The sequence below is a fragment of the Rahnella inusitata genome (genome assembly GCF_965118895.1).
Taxonomy (GTDB): Bacteria; Pseudomonadota; Gammaproteobacteria; order Enterobacterales; family Enterobacteriaceae; genus Rahnella; species Rahnella inusitata_A.
In genome coordinates this window covers 28,240-49,693 of the sequence record NZ_CBCPJJ010000014.1, presented here as the reverse complement: position 1 = coordinate 49,693, position 21,454 = coordinate 28,240, and the positions used below count along the sequence as shown (strand labels likewise).

General features: G+C 53.3%; 19 protein-coding genes and 1 pseudogene. 8 read left to right on the top strand and 12 right to left on the bottom strand.

Translation table 11 applies throughout. The features are described from left to right. Positions 1–16: 16 nt before the first annotated feature. Genes recF through dnaA form a run of 3 tightly spaced genes read right to left on the bottom strand, consistent with a single transcriptional unit; the run spans position 17 to position 3,611 of the window. Positions 17–1,105: a DNA replication/repair protein RecF gene (gene recF / locus ACMHLI_RS13705; RefSeq protein ID WP_112165374.1), complete on the bottom strand. Its 1,089-nt coding sequence runs from the start codon at positions 1,103–1,105 to the stop codon at positions 17–19. A gap of 9 nt (positions 1,106–1,114) precedes the next feature. Further along, entirely contained in the window at positions 1,115–2,215 is a 1,101-nt protein-coding gene (gene dnaN, locus ACMHLI_RS13700) for a DNA polymerase III subunit beta (protein WP_195825566.1), read from the bottom strand. Between the two features lie 4 nt (positions 2,216–2,219). Next, the gene (dnaA, locus tag ACMHLI_RS13695) at positions 2,220–3,611 is read right to left on the bottom strand and encodes a chromosomal replication initiator protein DnaA (RefSeq protein WP_112165378.1); all 1,392 of its coding nucleotides are present in this window, start codon (positions 3,609–3,611) and stop codon (positions 2,220–2,222) included. Between the two features lie 684 nt (positions 3,612–4,295). Between dnaA and rpmH the strand changes: the two genes are divergently transcribed. From rpmH to mnmE, 5 genes are all read left to right on the top strand, one after another. Next, a complete protein-coding gene (rpmH, locus tag ACMHLI_RS13690; protein ID WP_072158100.1) occupies positions 4,296–4,439 on the top strand; it encodes a 50S ribosomal protein L34 in 144 nt (47 codons plus the stop codon). A gap of 17 nt (positions 4,440–4,456) precedes the next feature. Then, positions 4,457–4,816: a ribonuclease P protein component gene (rnpA, locus tag ACMHLI_RS13685; RefSeq protein WP_072158101.1), complete on the top strand. Its 360-nt coding sequence runs from the start codon at positions 4,457–4,459 to the stop codon at positions 4,814–4,816. Beyond that, positions 4,780–5,037, top strand: a complete 258-nt coding sequence (yidD, locus tag ACMHLI_RS13680; protein WP_072158102.1) for a membrane protein insertion efficiency factor YidD — start codon at positions 4,780–4,782, stop codon at positions 5,035–5,037. The genes rnpA and yidD overlap by 37 nt, the downstream gene beginning before the upstream one ends. A 2-nt stretch (positions 5,038–5,039) precedes the next feature. After that, positions 5,040–6,674, top strand: a complete 1,635-nt coding sequence (yidC, locus tag ACMHLI_RS13675; protein ID WP_413529939.1) for a membrane protein insertase YidC — start codon at positions 5,040–5,042, stop codon at positions 6,672–6,674. 112 nt (positions 6,675–6,786) lie between these two features. Beyond that, a complete protein-coding gene (mnmE, locus tag ACMHLI_RS13670; protein WP_213051689.1) occupies positions 6,787–8,151 on the top strand; it encodes a tRNA uridine-5-carboxymethylaminomethyl(34) synthesis GTPase MnmE in 1,365 nt (454 codons plus the stop codon). Positions 8,152–8,271: 120 nt separating this feature from the next. On the opposite strand, the gene ACMHLI_RS13665 is transcribed toward mnmE, so the two are convergent. Continuing rightward, positions 8,272–10,167: a methyl-accepting chemotaxis protein gene (locus ACMHLI_RS13665; protein ID WP_413529938.1), complete on the bottom strand. Its 1,896-nt coding sequence runs from the start codon at positions 10,165–10,167 to the stop codon at positions 8,272–8,274. Positions 10,168–10,634: 467 nt separating this feature from the next. On the opposite strand from ACMHLI_RS13665, the gene ACMHLI_RS13660 reads away from it, so the two are divergent. Both ACMHLI_RS13660 and ACMHLI_RS13655 read left to right on the top strand, forming a co-directional pair. Beyond that, complete coding sequence (locus tag ACMHLI_RS13660) at positions 10,635–11,216, top strand: 4'-phosphopantetheinyl transferase family protein (protein ID WP_413529937.1); 582 nt, start codon at positions 10,635–10,637, stop codon at positions 11,214–11,216. 91 nt (positions 11,217–11,307) lie between these two features. Beyond that, entirely contained in the window at positions 11,308–11,877 is a 570-nt protein-coding gene (locus tag ACMHLI_RS13655) for an NADPH-dependent FMN reductase (protein WP_413529936.1), read from the top strand. A gap of 84 nt (positions 11,878–11,961) precedes the next feature. Here the strand turns inward: ACMHLI_RS13655 and ACMHLI_RS13650 are convergent, their stop codons facing one another. Together ACMHLI_RS13650 and ACMHLI_RS13645 are read right to left on the bottom strand one after the other, a co-directional pair. After that, positions 11,962–13,299 carry an NCS2 family permease gene (locus ACMHLI_RS13650; protein WP_413529935.1) on the bottom strand — a complete coding sequence of 446 codons (1,338 nt, stop codon included), beginning with the start codon at positions 13,297–13,299 and terminating at the stop codon, positions 11,962–11,964. Between the two features lie 153 nt (positions 13,300–13,452). Further along, positions 13,453–14,259: pseudogene (locus tag ACMHLI_RS13645) on the bottom strand (sugar phosphate isomerase/epimerase family protein); the annotation flags it as partial. A gap of 125 nt (positions 14,260–14,384) precedes the next feature. Here ACMHLI_RS13645 and ACMHLI_RS13640 point away from each other — a divergent pair. Then, a complete protein-coding gene (locus tag ACMHLI_RS13640) occupies positions 14,385–15,077 on the top strand; it encodes a TetR family transcriptional regulator (protein WP_413529934.1) in 693 nt (230 codons plus the stop codon). Between the two features lie 66 nt (positions 15,078–15,143). On the opposite strand, the gene phoU is transcribed toward ACMHLI_RS13640, so the two are convergent. From phoU to ACMHLI_RS13610, 6 genes are all read right to left on the bottom strand, one after another. Further along, entirely contained in the window at positions 15,144–15,875 is a 732-nt protein-coding gene (phoU, locus tag ACMHLI_RS13635; protein ID WP_413529933.1) for a phosphate signaling complex protein PhoU, read from the bottom strand. A 10-nt stretch (positions 15,876–15,885) separates the two neighbouring features. Beyond that, positions 15,886–16,653, bottom strand: a complete 768-nt coding sequence (gene pstB / locus ACMHLI_RS13630; protein ID WP_013577692.1) for a phosphate ABC transporter ATP-binding protein PstB — start codon at positions 16,651–16,653, stop codon at positions 15,886–15,888. 87 nt (positions 16,654–16,740) lie between these two features. Next, positions 16,741–17,628: a phosphate ABC transporter permease PstA gene (pstA, locus tag ACMHLI_RS13625; RefSeq protein WP_112165400.1), complete on the bottom strand. Its 888-nt coding sequence runs from the start codon at positions 17,626–17,628 to the stop codon at positions 16,741–16,743. Position 17,629: 1 nt separating this feature from the next. Further along, positions 17,630–18,586, bottom strand: coding sequence for a phosphate ABC transporter permease PstC (gene pstC, locus ACMHLI_RS13620; RefSeq protein ID WP_112165402.1), 957 nt, complete (start codon positions 18,584–18,586; stop codon positions 17,630–17,632). Positions 18,587–18,680: 94 nt separating this feature from the next. Further along, complete coding sequence (gene pstS, locus ACMHLI_RS13615) at positions 18,681–19,721, bottom strand: phosphate ABC transporter substrate-binding protein PstS (RefSeq protein WP_413529932.1); 1,041 nt, start codon at positions 19,719–19,721, stop codon at positions 18,681–18,683. A gap of 146 nt (positions 19,722–19,867) precedes the next feature. Beyond that, positions 19,868–21,382 carry a PLP-dependent aminotransferase family protein gene (locus tag ACMHLI_RS13610; RefSeq protein WP_413529931.1) on the bottom strand — a complete coding sequence of 505 codons (1,515 nt, stop codon included), beginning with the start codon at positions 21,380–21,382 and terminating at the stop codon, positions 19,868–19,870. Positions 21,383–21,454: the final 72 nt, after the last annotated feature.

The window sequence follows — 21,454 nt, the reverse complement described above, 5'->3', positions numbered from 1 at the left end:
CGTTTCTCGCTCATTTTTAGTCCTGTGATAGAACGGCTATTTTACCTTGTTCCACGCGGAACATCTTGCCCTTTTCACCCATCATATCGGTCACTTGTTCAGCGCTTATCGCACTGACAAAAACCTGTGCCTGGGTGGCTTTCAGGCGATCGGCCAGCAACCGACGTCGGTCGGCGTCCAGCTCGGAGGCAAAATCGTCAAGAAGATACAGGCAACGCCGCCCGCTCTGTCGGGTAAGAAACTCACCCTGCGCTAACCGGAGCGCGCACATCAGCAATTTCAGCTGCCCTCGAGACAGCAAATCCTCCACCGGCGTGCCGTCGGCACGAATGCGGAAATCCGCTTTATGCGGACCTGATGCGGTATAGGTTAAGGCTCTGTCGCGTTCAAAGTTACGCTCCAGCAACTCGCCGTACTCAGTTTCCTTGTCCCATCCACGCTGGAAAGAAAAACTGAGGTCGAATTCGGGCAGGAATTGCGCGCAGGTCGCGCTGATATCAGCCGCGATCGCTTCGCTGTACGCTGCCCGCCATTCGCTAATACGCTCGGCTAACGGGATCAATTCCTGATCCCAGGCACGAATTTGCGCATAACGACTCACCTGACGCAGCGCGGCGTTGCGCTGCTTGAGTAACCGTCTCAGGTTGCTCCAGGCGATAAAAAAACCGGGGTCGTGATGGAAACAACCCCAGTCGATAAACGCCCGCCGGTACTTCGGCCCGCCATTGAGCAGGGTAAAGCCTTCGGGCGTGATAAGTTGCATCGGCAACATCTGCGCCAGTTCGGACACTTTGTGGCCGTCACTGCCGTCGATGCGCACTTTACTGTCGCCCTGACGGCTTTTGCTCAGGCCGATCGACACTTCACGATCGCCGCCATCATCCACGCGGGCGTGAAGAACGAACTCCGGTTGGTCGTGACGGATTACGCGCCCTGCCTGCAAACTGCGAAAAGCGCGGCCGTGCCCGAGCGTATACACCGCCTCGAGCACGCTCGTTTTACCGCTGCCGTTGGGACCGACGAGAAAGTTAAAACCGGGCGAGGGATCTAAATCCGCCGCCTCAATGTTGCGGAAATCTTTTATCAGTAAGCGCGTTAAGGCCATTAATTCAGATCAAAGCCTCATCGGCATAACGACATAGGCCGCAGACTGGCTGGCGGCATCTTCGATCTGCACGCTGGACACAGAGTCGGTCAGCAGCAGATTCACGTCTTCGCACTTGAGGGCATTAAGCACATCCAGTACGTAACTGACGTTGAAGCCGATTTCCATTTCGGTACCTTCGTAGCCGACGTCCAGAATCTCTTCCGCTTCTTCCTGTTCCGGGTTATTGGCGGTGATTTTCAGCTGGTTATGGCTGACATACAAACGCACGCCGCGGAATTTTTCATTGGACAGGATCGCTGCACGGGCAAACGCCTGTTTCAGCAAATCACACCCGGCCTGCAGCGTTTTGTCGGGATTTTTCGGCAATACGCGGCGATAGTCAGGGAAACGGCCATCAACGAGTTTAGACGTAAAGATAAAGTCGCCGACATGAGCACGGATATTGTTGCTGCCAATTTGCAACTGCAATGTCGTGTCGCCGCCGTCGAGCAGACGCACCAGCTCCATCACACCTTTACGAGGCACGATCACCGAATGCGACGGCAGTGACTGACCGATGGGCATGGAGCACACCGCCAGGCGATGGCCGTCGGTTGCGACAGTACGCAGTTCTTCACCTTCGGTTTCGAACAGCATGCCGTTTAAATAATAACGAACATCCTGATGTGCCATTGAGAACTGCGTGGCTTCGATCAGACGTTTCAACGTGGCCTGCGGCAGGGTGAATTCCACCTCGCTTTGCCAGTCGTCGAGATTAGGGAAATCTGTTGCCGGCAGGGTCGACAGCGAGAAACGGCTGCGGCCTGAGCGTACCAGCATGCGATCACCGTCGAGAGCGACGGAAATTTCCGCGCCTTCAGGCAATCCACGGCAGATATCAAAGAATTTACGCGCCGGTACCGTGGTGGCACCCGCTTCATGGGGCTGAGATAGCGCGACTTTGGCCACCATCTCCATTTCCAAATCCGTCCCGGTCAGCGACAACGCGCCATCCGTCACCTGTAATAACAGGTTACCCAGAATAGGCAACGTCGGTCGTCCACCCAGCGGGCTACTGACCTGTTGCAGTGGTTTCAGCAAATGCTCACGTTCAACAATAAATTTCATAGCGCTAGGAAGATAATGTTCTGATTAAGTTGGAGAAATCTTCTTTGATGTCGTGACTTTCTTCACGCAACTGCTCGATTTTACGGCAGGCGTGCAACACCGTGGTATGGTCCCGACCACCGAACGCATCGCCGATTTCTGGCAGGCTGTGGTTGGTCAGCTCTTTCGCCAGCGCCATCGCCATCTGGCGTGGGCGGGCTACCGAACGGGAACGCCGTTTGGAAAGCAGGTCAGCGACCTTGATTTTATAATATTCGGCCACTGTTTTCTGAATATTATCGATAGTGACCAGCTTCTCCTGAAGCGCGAGCAAATCTCGCAGCGCTTCACGAACGAAGTCGATGGTGATCGCGCGCCCGGTAAAGTTGGCGTTGGCAATCACGCGGTTCAGTGCGCCTTCAAGCTCACGCACATTGGAACGCAGACGTTTAGCAATAAAGAAAGCCACTTCGCCCGGCAGACGGATATCGTTCTCGTCGGCCTTTTTCATCAGGATCGCCACGCGGGTTTCTAATTCAGGCGGCTCGATCGCCACCGTCAGGCCCCAGCCGAAACGGGATTTCAGACGATCTTCAACACCATTGATCTCTTTCGGATAACGATCCGACGTCAGAATGATCTGCTGATTACCTTCCAGCAACGCATTGAAGGTGTGGAAGAACTCTTCCTGTGAACGTTCTTTATTCGCAAAGAATTGAATGTCATCGATAAGCAACGCATCGACGGAGCGATAGTAGCGTTTGAACTCTTCGATGGCATTGTTTTGCAACGCTTTGACCATGTCCTGAACAAAACGCTCGGAATGCATGTACACCACTTTCGCATTGGCTTTACGCGCCATGATGCCGTTGCCGACGGCATGCAATAAGTGGGTTTTACCCAGACCGGTGCCGCCATAAAGGAAAAGCGGGTTGTACGCGCCGCCCGGATTATCTGCCACCTGACGCGCCGCCGCGCGGGCCAGTTGGTTAGACTTACCTTCAACGAAGTTATCGAATGTGTGTTTCGGATTCACGTTAGAACGGTAAGACAGCTCAGGTTGTACCGGCGAGCTGTCCCAGCTTGGACGAGAAGGAGCGAGGCGTGGGATCGCCGGTGCTGACTGCGAACTGACGCTGGCCGCAACAGGCTGACTGACGCGCTGAATTAATGGTTTGCTGCCTACTTCAAAGCGCAGCAACGGCGCGTTTGCACCGCAGAAATCATTGAGCAAACCATTAATATTATTTAGATATTTGTCACGAACCCAATCCAGGACGAAACGATTCGGGGCGTAAAGCGCCAGCGTATTGTCGTTGAGTTCCGCCTGTAGGGGGCGTATCCACATACTGAATTCTGTGGCAGGTAGTTCATCCTGCAAACGGGCAAGACATTGCTGCCAAAGCGAAAGTGACACGGCGGACTCCACTCGAACAAGATCAAAAAAGAAAAGGATCAGGATATTTTTTAAATCATGATTTTTGACACACGTCCCGCCCGGTGAATGGGGGAAATTTCTTTCGCCACCCTGTCAGCGGCATAAAGTCACGTGCGAACCGCTTTTTGCGGTTTTTGTCGACGGCATCCCGGCAGGGATCGCGATCGGAATGGCGGATCATAACGCAATCCGGCACAGAGATCCTCCCCTTCCTGACAGTTTAGATCCTTTTTATCCACAGGCAGCAGTCGGCAAGTGGGTAAGCTTAGCCGATCCTTTTAAAATTAGGCGATGTAATCATCACTCTGGTGAAAAAATAGGACTCCGCTGAGGCATTTTTCAGCAGATCGTACACAAGATCTCAGGCCTGTGGATAAGGATCAGACGAGGATCCTTGCGATTTGCCTCAGAGTCCGTATAATTCTCAGCCCTATGTGTCAAGCCTGTGTTCCTGATGGTCATAACCAGATGGATTTGCGGTGTGACCACGGGCCATTCTGGTAAACATTTGGACCCTTTCTGGCAATGTAAATTGACTCAGGACTGTACAGTTATTACAATCCCGCTTCTTTATATGTTGCGACAAGGGCATCGGTCGTATTTTCGCCGAAATGTCTTCGCGTTTACTGATCAGTAATAATTTAAGTTTAGGTAGAAATCGCTATGAAACGCACTTTCCAACCGTCCGTATTGAAGCGCAACCGCACCCACGGTTTCCGTGCTCGTATGGCAACCAAAAATGGTCGTCTGGTTCTGGCCCGCCGTCGTGCGAAAGGCCGTACTCGTCTGTCAGCTGCTTCCAAGTAATAAAGCTAATCGAATTAGTGGTTAAGCTCGCTTTTCCCAGGGAGTTACGTTTGTTAACTCCCCGTCATTTCACTTTCGTCTTCCAGCAGCCACAACGGGCTGGCACGCCGCAAATTACGATACTCGGCCGCCTGAACGAGCTGGGGCATCCCCGCATCGGTCTTACCGTCGCAAAAAAACACGTCAAACGCGCTCATGAACGCAATCGGATCAAACGCCTTACCCGCGAAAGTTTCCGACTGAATCAGCACGCGCTGCCGGCGATGGATTTTGTAGTGGTAGCCAAAAAGGGTGTCGCCGATTTAGATAATCGCGCGCTGACGGAAGCGTTGGAGAAATTATGGCGTCGACATTGCCGACAGGCACCCGCATCCTGATTAAACTGATACGTGGTTATCAGTTGTTCATCAGTCCCTTGCTCGGGCCGCATTGCCGCTTTCGACCAACCTGCTCTCAATACGGTATTGAAGCAATTGGTCGTTTTGGCGTGTTAAAAGGCAGTTGGTTGACTTTGAAACGCGTATTAAAATGCCATCCTTTGAACCCAGGTGGTGATGACCCCGTACCGCCGAAAACCGACAATAACAGAGAACTCTAACGATGGATTCGCAACGCAATCTTTTCCTCATCGCTCTGCTGTTCGTGTCTTTCATGATCTGGCAGGCATGGCAAACGGACCACGCTCCGCAACCGGCCAACCAGACCACGCAACAGACTGCGAACACTGCAAACGGTGATGCTGCTAACCAGGCTGTTCCTGACAGCGGTCAGGGTAAATTAATTACAGTTAACAGTGATGTTCTGTCATTAACTATCAACACCCGTGGTGGCGACATTGAGCAGGCTCTGCTGACTGCTTACCCAACGACTCTGGGTTCTAACCAGCCTTTCCAGTTACTGGAAACCACTCCTAATTTCGTCTATCAGGCGCAAAGCGGTCTGACAGGCAAAAACGGTCCAGACAATCCGGCTAACGGCGAACGTCCTCTGTTCCAGGCAAGCTCGGATTCTTTCACATTAGCTGAAGGCCAGTCTGAGCTGCGCATCCCGATGACCTATACGGCTCAGAACGGTGCGGTTTACACCAAAACCTTCGTGATCAAACGTGGCTCTTACGCAGTGAACGTTGAATACAATATCAACAACACCTCGCCAGCCCCGCTTGAACTGACTATGTTTGGCCAACTGAAACAAACCACCGATTTGCCTAAGCACCGTGATACCGGTAGCAATAACTTTGCTCTGCACACGTTCCGCGGCGCGGCATATTCCTCCAGCGATGACAAATATCAGAAGTATGCGTTCGATAAGAGCGAAGCGCTGAATGTCACCACTCAGGGCGGTTGGGTTGCGATGTTGCAGCAGTACTTTGCAACTGCTTGGATCCCCTCTGCGAAAGACACCAACACTTTCTTCACCACGACCAACAACGGTATTTCAACGATTGGCTTTAAAGGCACACCGTTTACCGTAGCACCGGGCGCACAGCAGCAAGTTGCTTCCACCCTGTGGGTTGGCCCTGAAATTCAGGACAAGATGGCCGCTATCGCGCCTCACCTTGACCTGACAGTGGATTACGGTTGGTTATGGTTCATCTCTCAGCCACTGTTCAAACTGTTGAAATTCATTCACGGTTTTGTCGGTAACTGGGGCTTCTCGATCATCGTTATCACCTTTATTGTCCGCGGTATCATGTATCCACTGACCCGCGCGCAGTACACCTCGATGGCGAAAATGCGTATGTTGCAGCCGAAACTGGCGGCCATGCGTGAACGTATCGGTGATGACAAACAGCGCATGAGTCAGGAAATGATGGCGCTGTACAAGTCTGAGAAAGTGAACCCGTTGGGTGGCTGTCTGCCGCTGGTCATTCAGATGCCAATCTTCCTGGCACTGTATTACATGCTGTCTGGCTCCATTGAACTGCGTCATGCGCCGTTCATCCTGTGGATCCATGACCTGTCAGCGCAAGACCCGTACTACATTCTGCCGGTTCTGATGGGTATCACGATGTTCTTCATTCAGAAGATGTCGCCGACGACCGTGACCGACCCGATGCAGCAGAAGATCATGACCTTCATGCCGGTCATCTTCACCGTGTTCTTCCTGTGGTTCCCGTCTGGTCTGGTGGTGTACTACATCGTCAGTAACCTGGTGACCATCCTCCAGCAGCAGCTGATTTATCGCGGGCTGGAAAAACGTGGCCTGCACAGCCGCGACAAGAAAAAGTCATAAGTGATTGTCAGGGCGGCTTCCGTCCTGACAGCTAAACTTGATGATAAAAAGACAAAGGCGGTCATTTGACCGCCTTTTGCACATCAGTAAAAGACCAAAAGAGATAAACGCTATGAGCACCTCAGATACCATTATTGCCCAGGCAACACCTCCCGGTCGCGGCGGCGTTGGCATTTTGCGCATTTCAGGCCGTGCGGCGCGGGATGTGGCACTGGCTGTCTTAGGTAAGCTGCCCAAACCCCGCTATGCCGATTATCTGCCGTTTCAGGATGCGGACGGCAGTACGCTGGATCAGGGCATCGCGCTGTGGTTCCCCGGCCCGAATTCCTTTACCGGCGAAGACGTGCTGGAGCTACAGGGCCACGGCGGCCCGGTGATCCTCGATTTACTGCTCCGTCGCATTATCGCGCTGGAAAACGTACGTATCGCGCGTCCCGGTGAATTCTCTGAACGTGCCTTCCTCAACGATAAGCTCGATCTGGCACAGGCCGAAGCGATCGCCGATCTCATTGATGCCAGCTCCGAGCAGGCGGCCCGTTCGGCGGTCAACTCCTTGCAGGGCGCGTTTTCTCAGCGAATCCATCATCTGGTGGAAGCACTCACTCACCTGCGAATCTTTGTGGAAGCGGCGATTGACTTCCCGGATGAGGAAATCGACTTTCTGTCTGACGGTAAAATCGAAGCCAAACTCAACACCGTGATGGGTGATCTTGACGCGGTACGTGCCGAAGCGCGTCAGGGCAGCCTGCTGCGTGAAGGGATGAAAGTGGTGATTGCCGGACGTCCTAACGCCGGAAAATCCAGCCTGCTGAACGCCTTAGCGGGGCGCGAGGCGGCAATCGTCACCGATATCGCCGGTACCACCCGCGACGTGCTGCGTGAACATATTCATCTTGATGGCATGCCTTTGCATATTATCGATACCGCCGGTTTGCGCGAAGCCAGTGACGAAGTTGAGCGCATTGGTATCGAACGTGCATGGAATGAGATTGAACAGGCTGACTTAGTGCTGTTCATGGTGGATGGCACGACAACTGCCGCGACAGAGCCTGCTGACATCTGGCCAGAGTTTATGGCGCGCCTGCCCGCTACATTGCCTATCGTCGTAGTGCGCAACAAAGCCGACATTACCGGCGAAGCGTTAGGCCAGACTGAAGTGAATGGTCACTCACTTATTCGCCTTTCCGCACGCACCGGTGACGGTGTCGATTTGCTGCGTGATCATCTTAAACAGGTCATGGGTTTCAATCACAACATGGAAGGCGGATTCCTCGCCCGACGCCGTCACCTGCATGCGCTGGAAGACGCCGCACAGCATCTGGTTCAGGGTAAAGACCAGCTGTTAGGCGCGTGGGCCGGTGAATTGCTGGCAGAAGAGTTGCGTCTTGCGCAGCAGTCGCTCAGTGAAATCACCGGCGAATTCACATCCGATGATTTGCTGGGAAGGATCTTCTCGAGTTTCTGTATTGGTAAGTGATTTAGCCGCCTGAACGGAAAAACCCACATCGCAAAATGTGGGTTTTTTATTATCTTTCACTCAATGCCCTGACCGCACTTTATAAACTCGTCCGGTCTGCACGTTAACGTTCTATCTTGTTCAGAGCTTGAAACCCGCGACCACGGTTTCCAGCTGAACGGTTTGATCCTGCATCGCCTGAGCGGCGGCAGACACCTGTTCCACCAGCGCGGCATTTTGCTGCGTGGCGTTATCCAGCTGGGTGATCGCTATATTAACCTGCTCAATGCCGAGACTTTGTTCCTGACTGGAGGACATGATTTCGTTCATCAACGTCGCCACGTTATTCACGCCGCCCATCACTTCATCCATCGTCGTACCCGCCGTGGCCACCAGTTGGCTGCCGGTGGCAATATCCGCCACCGAGTCTTCGATGAGTTTTTTAATTTCCCGGGCAGACGTGGCCGAACGTTGTGCCAGACTGCGTACTTCCGACGCTACCACCGCAAAACCGCGCCCCTGTTCCCCGGCGCGCGCGGCTTCCACCGCGGCATTAAGCGCCAGAATATTAGTCTGGAAAGCGATACCGTCGATCACGCTGATGATATCAACAATCTTGTGTGATGAACGGGTGATAGAGCCCATGGTCACTACCACTTGTTTCACTACGTCAGCCCCTTTCTCAGCAACGGCAGACGCATCGCGAGCCAGTTGGTTTGCTCCTTCGGCATTTGCGGCATTTTGTTTCACCGTGCTGGTGAGTTCTTCCATCGAGGCGGCCGTTTGCACAATCGAGCTGGCCTGTTCTTCGGTTCTCGCGGAGAGATCGAGATTTCCGCTGGCGATTTGCCGCGATGCCGAGGTAATGGCCATACTGCTGTCACCGACCTGGCGCAAGATAGATTGCAGGAAAGTCAGGAAGCTGTTGAAACTCTGGTTAATAGCATTGAACTCAGGGCTGCGACTGTCCGGTAAACGACGGGTAAGATCCGCGCCCCCGGCAGAGAGCTGACTGATGTTTTTATGCAGCGCAGACAGCTGGCGCATGAAAATTTTGATAGCGACGATCAGTACGATTAACAACAGCAAGACCATCGGGATTTGCACCATCCCAAGACTGGCAAGAATGCTGTGCGTGCGCGTCAGCAACTGGCTGGTCGGCATATCCGTGACGATGTACCACGGCCCCTGAATGTTGCTCATAAACATCGTGTGGGACGTGCCATCGTTGTCATAATCTGCTACCAGATTCGACTGCCCCTCGATCTGATCGAGGCTTTTGCGGATTTGCGCCGCAAGCTGGGATTGTTCTCCCAGTGACGCCAGTTTTGGCAGCTTTTCATCGCTGGTGTGGCTGGTGCCGACAATCGTGCCGTCTTTCTCAACGATGTAAATCGTCGCATTGACCTTTTTCTCCATCCCCGTCACCAGCTGGTTAAAGAAGCCCAGCGTGACATCGATGGTGGCTACACCCCACTGTTTGTCGCCTTTGTAAATCGGCATCGCGCAGTTGGTTCGCGGCTGGGTGCTGGCATCGTCGAAATAGGCCGGAGCCCAGACGCATTGCCCTTTTTCACCTTTTGACGCCGCCATATACCAGGATTGTTCGAAGTAATTTGGCGATTCCGCGCTGTTCCAGAAGGTGTTGACCGTCAGCTCATTATTATTATTACGAGCAAAGAAGGTGCTGAATTTGATTTTTGCGGGATCGCGCTGGTTTGGCAGCGGCCAGATACCCCCGCCAAAGACTGCGGCGTCACCATACTGATCAACCAGCGCAGGCAGCAGGCGATCAATGCTGTCGCTGTCCATCTGTGCCACGGTTTGCGTGATGGTACGCACCTGTGACTCTACTTTATTCAGACGATCGTTGATGGCGACCGCCACATCATCTACCTGATTAGCAACCAGATCACTTTCTGTTTGTTTCAGTTGGGGGGCGATAAAGACCTGGATAACAATGAGCGTAACGATGACCAGCACAATAAAAAACAAGCTGATCAATGCGATAAAGCGAGACTGTGTTGTTTTTAACATATTAGGGTACTCACCGGCAAAGCAGCGAGATCGCTGCTTAACTACTAACGGCATTTTCTGATGTTTCTTTATGTTGCTATAGTAGATATATCTGGTGGTCCGATCATCGGCGTGAAAAACCAGAACATCGTGCGCATGAGATTCTTTCTCACTATGAAGCTAACAACGTGATAGCGTTCACTAAAGCGTTATGAAAAACTTTCTGAAACGTAAAAAAACTGTGGTGTATCGCGGGTTTTAAGCGGTTTTTAATGATTTCTCTTAATGTTATTCTTATCGCATGTTGAGAAAATATGGTCGAACCATTAATCATGGAGTGAACAATGGCGTGCCATTTTGCAAGATGGGCAGTAACGGACGCAGAACCTGATACACACCGGGTGCCCAGAGACATCGTATTATCCGCAAGAAACCTTTCCGAAAAACAGTGCCGGCGCTTTCTGAACGGTCGCGTTCTGCTGGCAGAAATGATTTTCTATTTGTACGGCATTCCCGAGTTGCCAAACGTCATCACCTTACCCAGCGGTCGTCCAAGCTTTGAATCTCCCGATTTGCCGGATTTCAGCCTGGCCTATGCCGGCAGCACGGTCGGGGTGTTGATCAGTAGCGAAGGCAAAGTCGGGCTGGATCTCGAAATTATTCACGCCCGCAGCGCACTGGTGAATCCTCAGCAGCAGGTGCAGTTGTCCGCCGTCGAAAAAACCTGGATTGCCATGCAATCCGATCCGATCGAGTCCTCGCTGCAATTGTGGTGCATCCGCCAGAGCATGCTGAAGATGTCTGGCATCAACGATCAAAATCCGCTGACACTCAGCTTAAATCCGGCCTCCGGGCGTTTACGCTCCACCGTCACACCGGAAGCGCAGGTGATGAGCGACATTGAAGGATCGATTACCTGGGCCTGCGCGCAGTCACCGTCGATTATCCGTTTGCAGTGCTGGCGCTATGAACCGGAAAACGGGTTTACCCGCACGCAAACCCTGTCAGTGGATCAGCAAACTGAATCGCCGCACTACATGAAATTTATCAGCCTGCCGCCAGCTAAATAAAACTTCACCAATGTTTTCATTAACGTTGTATATCGTGGTGCGGCTTTTCGTTTATGGTAGAACCCTACGTTAACCAAAGCAGGAGAAAGCCATGTCAGCTCAGCCACTGAAGTTTGTCACACTGTTAGGGAGTCTTCGTAAGGGGTCTTACAACGCAATGGTGGCGCGCTCGCTGCCAAAAGTCGCGCCGGCCGGCGTCACCATTGAGGCGCTACCCTCTATCGGCTCAGTGCCGCTATACGACGCCGACGTTCAGCAGGAAGAGGGTTTCCCGGCAGATATCGAGGCCATTGCGGAACAAATTCGTCAGGCCGATGGTGTGATCATCGTGACGCCAGAATATAACTACTCGGTACCGGGTGGCCTGAAAAATGCTATCGACTGGATTTCCCGTCTGCCAAACCAGCCGCTGGCCGGTAAACCGGTACTGATCCAGACCAGTTCAATGGGGCCGGTTGGCGGTGCTCGCTGCCAGTATCATTTGCGTCAGATTCTGGTCTTCCTCGATGCGATGGTGATGAACAAACCGGAGTTCATGGGCGGCGTGATCCAAAGTAAAGTCGATGAACAGACCGGCGAAGTGATCGACCAGGGCACGCTGGATTTCCTTAAAGGCCAGCTCACCGCCTTTGCTGATTACACCCATCGCGTCAGTAAATAATTCCCGCATTACCCAATGCAAAAAGCCCGCTCACTGTTTAAAAGTGAGCGGGCTTCTTAATGTCGAAGACGGTGTTCTTACGAATTAATGCCCGTCAACAAACGCGATTTTCAGCACGAACAGCAACGCCACGACCACCACGCACGGGCTGATTTCTCTCCAGCGGCCGGTGCCCAGTTTCATCACGACGTAAGAGATAAAGCCCAGCGCAATACCTTCGGTAATGGAGAAACTGAACGGCATCATTACGGCTGTCACAAACGCCGGAACGGCTTCGGTCAGGTCATCCCACGATACGCGCGCCAGACTTGAGGTCATCAGAACGCCGACATAAATCAGCGCGCCCGCAGCGGCGTATTCCGGAACCATGCCTGCCAGCGGTGAAATAAAGATAACCAGCAGGAACAGCAAACCGGTGACCACGGCCGTCAGGCCGGTACGGCCACCCACAGAGACGCCTGAGGTGCTTTCGATGTAAGCACCCACTGATGATGTCCCGATGAATGCGCCCGCCACAGAGGCCACACTGTCGACATACAGCGCCTGCTTCATCTGCGGGAATTTACCCTGCGCATCGGCCAGCCCGGCTTTGTCGGTCACGCCAATCAGCGTACCGGAGGAGTCAAACAGGTTAACCAGCATAAAGGAGAAAATTACGCCTGCCAGACCAATGTTTAGTGCGCCTTTCAGATCCACCTGACCAACTACGGTGGTGATGCTCGGCGGCATCGACCAGAAACCTGTGTAATGCACATCGCCAATCGCCAGACCAATCAGCGTCGTAACGACGATAGACACCAGCACCGAGGCGTGGAAATTACGCGACGCCAGCACGGCAATAATGAAGAAGCCCAGCACGCCAAGCAGTACGTTGTGCGAGGTCAGATTGCCGATGGTCACGATAGTGTCCGGGTTCGGCACGATGATCCCGGCGTTTTTCAGCCCCATCATGCCGATGAACAGCCCGATACCGGCGGTGATCCCCACGCGCAGGCTGATGGGAATATTGGCTATCATCCAGTAGCGGATGCGGAAGATGGTCAGCAGCAACAAACCGACAGCGCCCCAGAAAATCGCCCCCATCCCGACTTGCCACGACACGCCCATCGCGCCCACGACGACAAATGCAAAGAACGCGTTTAGCCCCATCGCCGGTGCCAGCGCTACCGGCAGGTTAGCAATCACACCCATCAGGATGCTGCCGAACGCGGCGATCAGGCAGGTGGTCACAAAGACGGCCTGCTTATCCATGCCCGCCACGCCCAGGATTTGCGGGTTCACGAAAACGATGTAGACCATAGTCAGAAAGGTGGTTAAACCCGCGATAGTTTCAGTGCGAACCGTGGTGCCGTGCTGCGTCAGTTTAAACAAACGCTCAGCCAGCCCTTTTCCACCGGTCGCGTTGCTGTGTGGTGTGCTCATGTGTGAGTTCCAAAATGGGGGAAAAACAATCGGGGGGTATCCTAAGGATTTTAGCCGGAAAGCGCCAGCACTGGATGGGGGCAGGAAGACTGACCGCTGTAGCGGTCAGTCCACGCTGGCGATAAATCAGTCTTTAAGCACCGCGAGGTCATGCGCAAGCATCCGTTTTTCCAGCTCGACCAGCGAGCGCAAGCCATCGGCGAGCGGCAGGGTTTTATCATTGAAGATTTCCAGCGACCACGGGCCGCTGAAGCCTTTTTGATTCAGCGTACTGACAAAATCCACCAGCGGTAAATCACCCTGTCCGGGATAACAACGGTAACTGCGGCTCCATTGCTGGACGTTCATGTCTTTATAGGGCGCGTCGGCCAGTTGCAGGAAGCTGATTTTATCCAGCGGCACTTCGTCCAGCCGGTCGAGATTGTCACCGACAGCAAGAACATGAAAACTGTCGAGCACAATGCCCAGTGCCGGATGATTCACTTCGCGTACGCGATCCCATGCCTGCAGATAGCGGTTAACGTGTTTCCCCCACGCCAGCGCTTCATAACCGATGCGGATGTCGTACGGCTGCGCCATTTCTGCCAGCGCAGCGAGATCGGCAATCTGAACGTCACGTTCGGCTGAGCTGTCGGCATCGGTATTGCTGCATACCAGCAGGTGATCGCAACCCAGTTCGCTCATCAGATCAAACTGACGTCGCGCGCTGGCGAGCTTCTCCGGGCGTTTTTCCGGCGCAACACCTTCGAAATCGCGAAAAGGCTGCAGCAGGAAAATCTGCAATCCCAGGGAGTCAGCCAGATTACGGATAGCGACCGGTTTAACCGGATTTTTCAACAAGTCATCTTCGAAGATTTCCACGCCATCAAATCCCGCCGCGGCGATGGCCTTAAGTTTTTCAGGCAAGGTTCCGGGCACAGAAACCGTCGCAATGGAGCGTAATCGTGAAGTTACTGGCAAAATAGCATCCTTTTTTTCAGGTTTCGGTTCTTACAGTAGTGGACCCTGATCCCCGGTTCGTCAAGTGCCACGGGCGGGTGTGAATGCACGGATTGTCGCCCGGCGGATTGTAACTGAGCGAATCAATGGTTAATCTCTGGGGCGTGAATGTGGTTAATGATGAGGGTAAGACGCTGAGCAGCCAAAGTTCCCCGGCGCCGGGACGTAAAAATGATCCGATAGGCCTGAAACAGCGTATTTTTGACAGCGCGCTGGCCGAATTCGCCGAGTCTGGCCTGATGGGCGCGCGGATGGAAAATATCGCCTCCAACGCCAACACCACAAAACGCATGGTGGTCTACCACTATAAGACCAAGGAAGCGCTGTATTTACTGGTGCTGGAACACGTTTATCGTGGGATCCGCCAGCACGAGCTGGATCTGGATTTATCGGCGTTTCCGCCCGCCGAAGCGATCGTCAAGCTGGTAGAAGCCAGTTTTGATTTCCACGTCTCGCATCCGGAATTTATCCGTATTGTTTCGACCGAAAACATGCTGCGCGGGCGCTTCATCCGCCAGTCCACCAGCATCCGTGAGATCAACAAATCGGCCTTAACGGTGCTGGAAGATATTCTCGAGCGTGGCAAACAGAGCCACCTGTTTAAGGACGACGCGCAGGCGCGTGACGTTCACCGGCTAATCAGCAGCCTATGTGTGCATCAGGTGGCTAACCAGTACACTTTCGGCGCATTGTTTGAAAATCCTGACGAAGTGGATCTGCAGGTCGCGCATTATCGCCAGCTGGCGGTGATGGTGGCGCTGCGATATGTGATGAAATAACCGCTGATCGGACAGCAAAAAGGCCTCGTATGAGGCCTTTTTTGTTTTCAGGATTTCGCTGACCGATCAGTCTTTTTTAGCTTCTTTGCTGTCTGTCAGCAGCTTATCTAATGCATCGCCGCCAACGTGACGGAAATCCTGACCTTTCACAAAGTAGAAGATGAACTCACAAATGTTCTGACAACGGTCGCCAATACGTTCGATAGAACGGGCACAGAACAGCGCGGTCAGGACGCTTGGAATGGTGCGCGGATCTTCCATCATGTAGGTCATCAGCTGGCGCACGATGCCTTCATATTCCTGATCCACTTTCTTGTCTTCGCGGTAAATACGTACCGCTTCGTCCAGATCCATGCGCGCGAACGCATCCAGTACGTCATGCAGCATCTGCACGGTGTGGCGGCCCAGTGATTCCAGGCTGACCAGCAATGGCTGATGCAGATGCGAGAATTTCTCCAGCGCGGTACGGCAGATTTTATCCGCCACGTCGCCGATACGTTCCAGCTCGGAAATGGTTTTGATAATAGCCATGACTAAACGCAGGTCGCTGGCAGTCGGCTGGCGCTTGGCAATAATGCGCACGCAGGCTTCGTCGATCGCCACTTCCATCATGTTCACTTTGTCATCGCCTTTGATGACCTGCTGCGCCAGCTCCGCGTCCTGATTGTGCATCGCGGTAATAGCATCCGTCAGTTGCTGTTCAACCAGACCGCCCATCGCCAGCACCTGGGTGCGGATGTGCTCAAGCTCTGCGTTGAACTGGCCGGAAATATGTTTGTTTAAGTTCAGGTTATCCATTTTTCTTACCTCAACCGTAGCGGCCAGTAATGTAATCTTCAGTCTGTTTACGCGCTGGCGAAGTGAACAGCGAATCGGTGTCGCTGTATTCGATCAGTTCGCCCAGATACATAAACGCAGTGCGGTCTGAACAACGCGCAGCCTGCTGCATGTTGTGCGTCACAATCACTACCGTGTAATCGGATTTCAGTTCAGTGATCAGCTCTTCAATACGGCCGGTGGAAATCGGGTCCAGCGCCGAGCAAGGTTCGTCGAGCAGCAGCACGTCAGGGCGGATCGCGATACCGCGCGCGATACACAGACGCTGTTGCTGGCCGCCGGAGAGGCTGTAGCCGCTCTGATGCAGTTTGTCTTTGGACTCATTCCACAGCGCCGCTTTGGTCAGCGCCCACTGCACGCGCTCGTCCATATCGGTACGGGAAAGCTTCTCAAACAGACGCACACCAAACGCGATGTTGTCGTAAATCGACATCGGGAATGGCGTTGGCTTCTGGAACACCATGCCGACTTTGGCGCGCAGCAGGGCGATATCTTGTTTATCGACCAGAATATTTTCGCCATCGAGCAGGATTTCGCCTTCTGCATGTTGCTCAGGATACAGCTGATACATTTTGTTAAACGTGCGCAGCAGCGTGGATTTCCCACAGCCGGACGGACCGATAAAGGCGGTCACTTCGTTCTTGGCAATATCCAGGGAGATATTTTTCAGCGCGTGGAATTTGCCGTAATAAAAGTTCAGATCGCGTACCTGAATCTTGCTGTTGGATGCGTCAGTCATTCTCAGACATCTCTCTTATTCGTGCGCCGCATCGCGACGCCGGGAAAACAGTGACGGCAGCCGTTATCGGCTACCCTCAATCATGAATTATTGTTTCTTCTGCGCGAAAATCACACGCGCCAGAATGTTCAGCAGCAGCACGCACAGAGTAATCAGCAGCACGCCCGCCCACGCCAGTTGTTGCCACTCACCAAACGGGCTCATCGCAAACTTGAAGATAGTCACCGGCAGGTTGGCAATCGGCTGCATCATGTCGGTGCTCCAGAACTGGTTGGAGAGTGACGTGAACAGCAGAGGCGCGGTTTCACCGGCGATACGGGCAATTGCCAGCAGGATACCGGTGATGATGCCGGACACCGACGCTTTCAGCGTGATGGCAGAGATCATCTTCCACTTTGGCGTACCCAGTGCGTAAGCCGCTTCGCGCAGGCTGTCCGGCACCAGTTTGAGCATGTTTTCAGTGGTACGGATAACGATAGGGATCTGCAGCAGCGCCAGCGCCAGAACGCCCGCCCAGCCGGAGAAGTGCCCCATTTTTGCTACCATAATGGTGTACACAAACAGGCCGACGACGATAGAAGGCGCGGAAAGCAGAATGTCATTGATGAAACGAATGAACTCCGCCAGCCAGGATTTGCGGCCATATTCAGCCAGATAAATCCCCGCCATCACGCCCAGTGGCGTACCGATCACGGTCGCCCACAAAATCAGTAATCCGCTGCCCGCGATGGCGTTCGCCAGACCGCCGCCCGCCGTATTCGGTGGCGGAGTATTCTCGGTGAACAGCGCCAGTGACATTCCGTCGACGCCTTTCACCACGGTGGTAAACAGGATCCACACCAGCCAGAACAAACCGAACGCCATGGTCATCATTGAAACCAGCAGCGCCAGACGATTTTTCTGGCGACGCCATGCCTGACGTTTACGGCGCGACTCCAGCAGTTCAGGGGTGCTTTGCATTTCGAGTGTCGTCATCTTAACGGCCCTCTTTCTTAGCCAGACGCAGGATCATCACTTTCGACAGCGCCAGAACGATAAAAGTAATCACGAACAGAATCAGGCCCAGTTCCATCAGCGCGGCGGTGTGCAGACCGGCTTCAGCTTCGGCGAATTCGTTAGCCAGCGCTGAGGTAATACTGTTGCCCGGCATGTACAGCGAGACGCTGTCGAGCTGGTAGGTGTTGCCGATAATAAAGGTCACGGCCATGGTTTCACCCAACGCGCGTCCCAGCCCTAACATCACACCGCCAATCACGCCGTTTTTAGTGAACGGCAACACGATGCGCCAGATCACTTCCCACGTCGTACAACCGATGCCATAAGCGGACTCTTTCATCATCACCGGCGTTTGCTCGAACACGTCGCGCATTACCGAGGCGATGTAAGGGATGATCATGATGGCGAGGATCACACCCGCAGCCAGAATACCGATACCAAATCCGGGGCCGGCGAACAGGGCGCCAACAATCGGGATGCCGGACAGTACGTCACCGACCGGCGTCTGGAAGTATTGGGCAAACAGCGGTGCAAAAACAAATAAACCCCACATGCCGTAAACAATGCTGGGAATAGCCGCCAGCAGCTCAATGGCGATGCCCAGCGGACGTTTCAGCCAGTTCGGTGCCAGTTCGGTGAGGAATAACGCGATACCAAAGCTGACCGGTACAGCAATCAGCAAGGCGATAATCGAGGTTACGACGGTACCGTAAATCGGCACCAGTGCGCCGAACTGCTCGTTCGGGGCGTCCCAGGTTTTATTCCAGAGGAAGGATAAACCGAACTTTTCAATGCTCGGTAAAGAAGCAATAAACAGCGAGACGATAATACCGCCCAGCATTAATAACACGATCAGCGCTGCCAGTTTAACCAGCGCGCCAAAGATGATGTCACCGTTTTTGCTTGGTGCCTTAATAGCCGGCTTGTATTCAGCCATACCACTCTCTTTTAATTCAGATTTAATTCCCTCCCCGGCCGGAGAGGGAATGAAGCAGAAGACTTGTACTCTATATCAGACGGAAGGTCAGATCCTAGTACAGTGCTTTGCCGCTGGAATCTTTAATATTGGTTTTCCATGCTGCGCGGATCTGTTCAACCACAGAATCAGGCAGTGCGGCGTAATCCAGATCGGTCGTCAGCTTGTTACCGTTTTTGTAAGCCCAGTCGAAGAACTTCAGTACTTCAGCGCCTTTCGTTGCATCTTGCTGGTCTTTATAAATCAGGATGAAGGTGGTGGAGCTGATTGGCCACGCGTTATCACCTTTCTGATTGGTCAGATCCTGAGCGAAGGTTCTCTTCCAGTCAGCGCCTTTAGCCGCTGCGCTGAAGGATTCTTCAGTCGGGGTGATAGCTTTGCCGTCGGCATCCACCAGTTTGGTGTAAGCCAGATTATTTTGTTTTGCGTAAGCGTATTCTACGTAGCCGATTGAGCCTGGCAGACGCTGTACGAATGCGGCCACGCCGTCGTTACCTTTACCGCCCAGACCGGTAGGCCAGTTAACGGTAGAGCCGGAACCGATTTTCTCTTTCCACTCGTTGTTCACTTTCGCCAGATAGCTGGTGAACACGAAAGAGGTACCGGAACCGTCAGCACGGCGAACAACCGCGATGTTGGTGTCTGGCAGTTTCACGCCCGGGTTCAGCTTGGTGATCGCCGCGTCGTTCCACTTTTTGATTTTACCGAGGTAGATATCACCCAGCGTTGCGCCGTCCAGCGTCAGCTGACCGGATTTGATGCCTGGGATGTTCACAGCCAGTACCACGCCACCGATCACGGTAGGGAACTGGAACAGGCCGTTTTTGTTCAGATCTTCTTCTTTCATCGGGGCGTCGGACGCGCCGAAATCAACGGTTTTGGCGATGATTTGTTTCACGCCGCCGGAAGAACCGATACCCTGATAGTTAACCTGATTGCCAGTTTCTTTCTGATAAGCATCCGCCCACTTAGCGTAAACAGGTGCAGGGAAGGTACCGCCAGCGCCAGTCAGGTTAGAGGCAGCGAAAGCAGACATTGCTGTGAGGGAAAAAGTCGCTGCTACAAGACCGGCGACGGTGTTACGCATCAATTTCATGTTCCACTCCTGGTGGTTTTAAACTTCCCGACTTATGTCGACGTTAATTAAAGTGTTTGGCACAGGAGGAAAATAGGACAGTTTGGTGACAGTAAAATGTACGTAATATGACAGTTTTATGACAGAGGTCGCCATTTAGGCAAACGCTATTGCCATGCGCGCTTTAAGGCTTCGACGGCCAGAACAATATCGGGGACTTTTACACAAGCAAAACCCAGCACCAGCCCATAGCGTCCCGTTTGTTCCTCTGAGCTGTCAGGCAGCCACGAAGCGCTGAGTGGTGTGATTTCAATACCCACAGAGAGTGCCTGTGCAATTAAACGCTGTTCTGTTTCAAGGTTCGCTAAACGAATGGTGACATGCAGACCGGAGGAGACCTGCGGCATGTGACCAATGTGGCCGAGATGCTGGTTCCAGGCGTCGAGCAAGGCATTGCGCCGGGCCAGCGCTGCGCGCCGCATTCGGCGGCTGTGCTGCTGGAAATGCCCTTCGCTAAGGAAAAGTGCCATTGCCATCTGGTCATTCATCGGTGGCTGACGACTGGCCATTGTGCGCACCAGCAAAAATTGCTCCACCAGCTGCTTCGGTGCCACCAGATAACCTAAACGCAATCCCGGATACATTACCTTAGAGAAAGAACCGATATACAGCACCCGGTTGCTCTGATCGATAGCCGCCAAAGGAGTGAGTGGCGTACCGCTGTAACGGTATTCTCCATCGTAATCATCTTCAATAATCCAGGCTTTGTTCTGCTCTGCCCATTGCAGAATCTCCATTCGGCGCGCCATAGAGAGCGTCGCTCCCGTCGGATACTGACAGGACGGGCTGACATAAGCCATACGCGCTTTGGGGATCTGTTGTAACTGCCCGGTCTGTAGTCCCTCCTCATCGACTCCTATCCCATGCATTTTGACACCCAGGCAGGAGAATACCCCTGCGGCAGCCCAGTAGCAGGGGTTTTCAATGACGACTTCATCTTCGGGGCGTAACAATAATGCTGAGCAGATCATAATCGCCTGTTGCGCGCCCAGCGTAATGACGATTTGTGAAGGATCACACTTTAAACCACGGGAATGGCGCAAATATTGCGCAATCAGCTCCCGCAGCTGCGGCTCCCCCGCAGGATGCCCATAACCCATATGGGACATCGGTTCACTGCGCCAGAAGCGGGTTTGCAACCGGCTCCAGATATCAAAAGGAAAAAGATCTATTGCCGGCATACCAATGCGGAATGCTTTGGGCACTCCTTCGTGGATACGGTGTTGGTTGAACAACGACGCTATGGGCAGGCGGTAACCAATGTGCAGTTGTGGTTCAGCCATGGCGTTATCGCCGGGGTGCAAGGTTTTCGGCGGCGAGTGTAGCTGCGCGACGTAGGTACCATCACCCACCCGCGTTTCGATAAAACCTTCAGCGAACAGGCGTTCATAGACGTTAACCACCGTGTTACGGGAGATATCGAGCATTTCCGCCAGCTCGCGGCTGGCAGGAAGTTTCACCCCGCTGCTTCTCGGGTTCCCTATAATCAATTCACGCAATGCGTCATAAAGCTGTATGGATAGCTTTCGTCCAGGCTTTAGGGTCAGTCCGGTGATTTCAAAAGGTAAGGAAGCGGGCAAATTGGCACCTTTATATAGGGGTGTTTTGGCTCTTTTATACATCCAATACCAGGAATAGCATAGCTCCATAATGTTAAACCCTATGGATATGCTTTTTTTGCGCAACCACAGGGA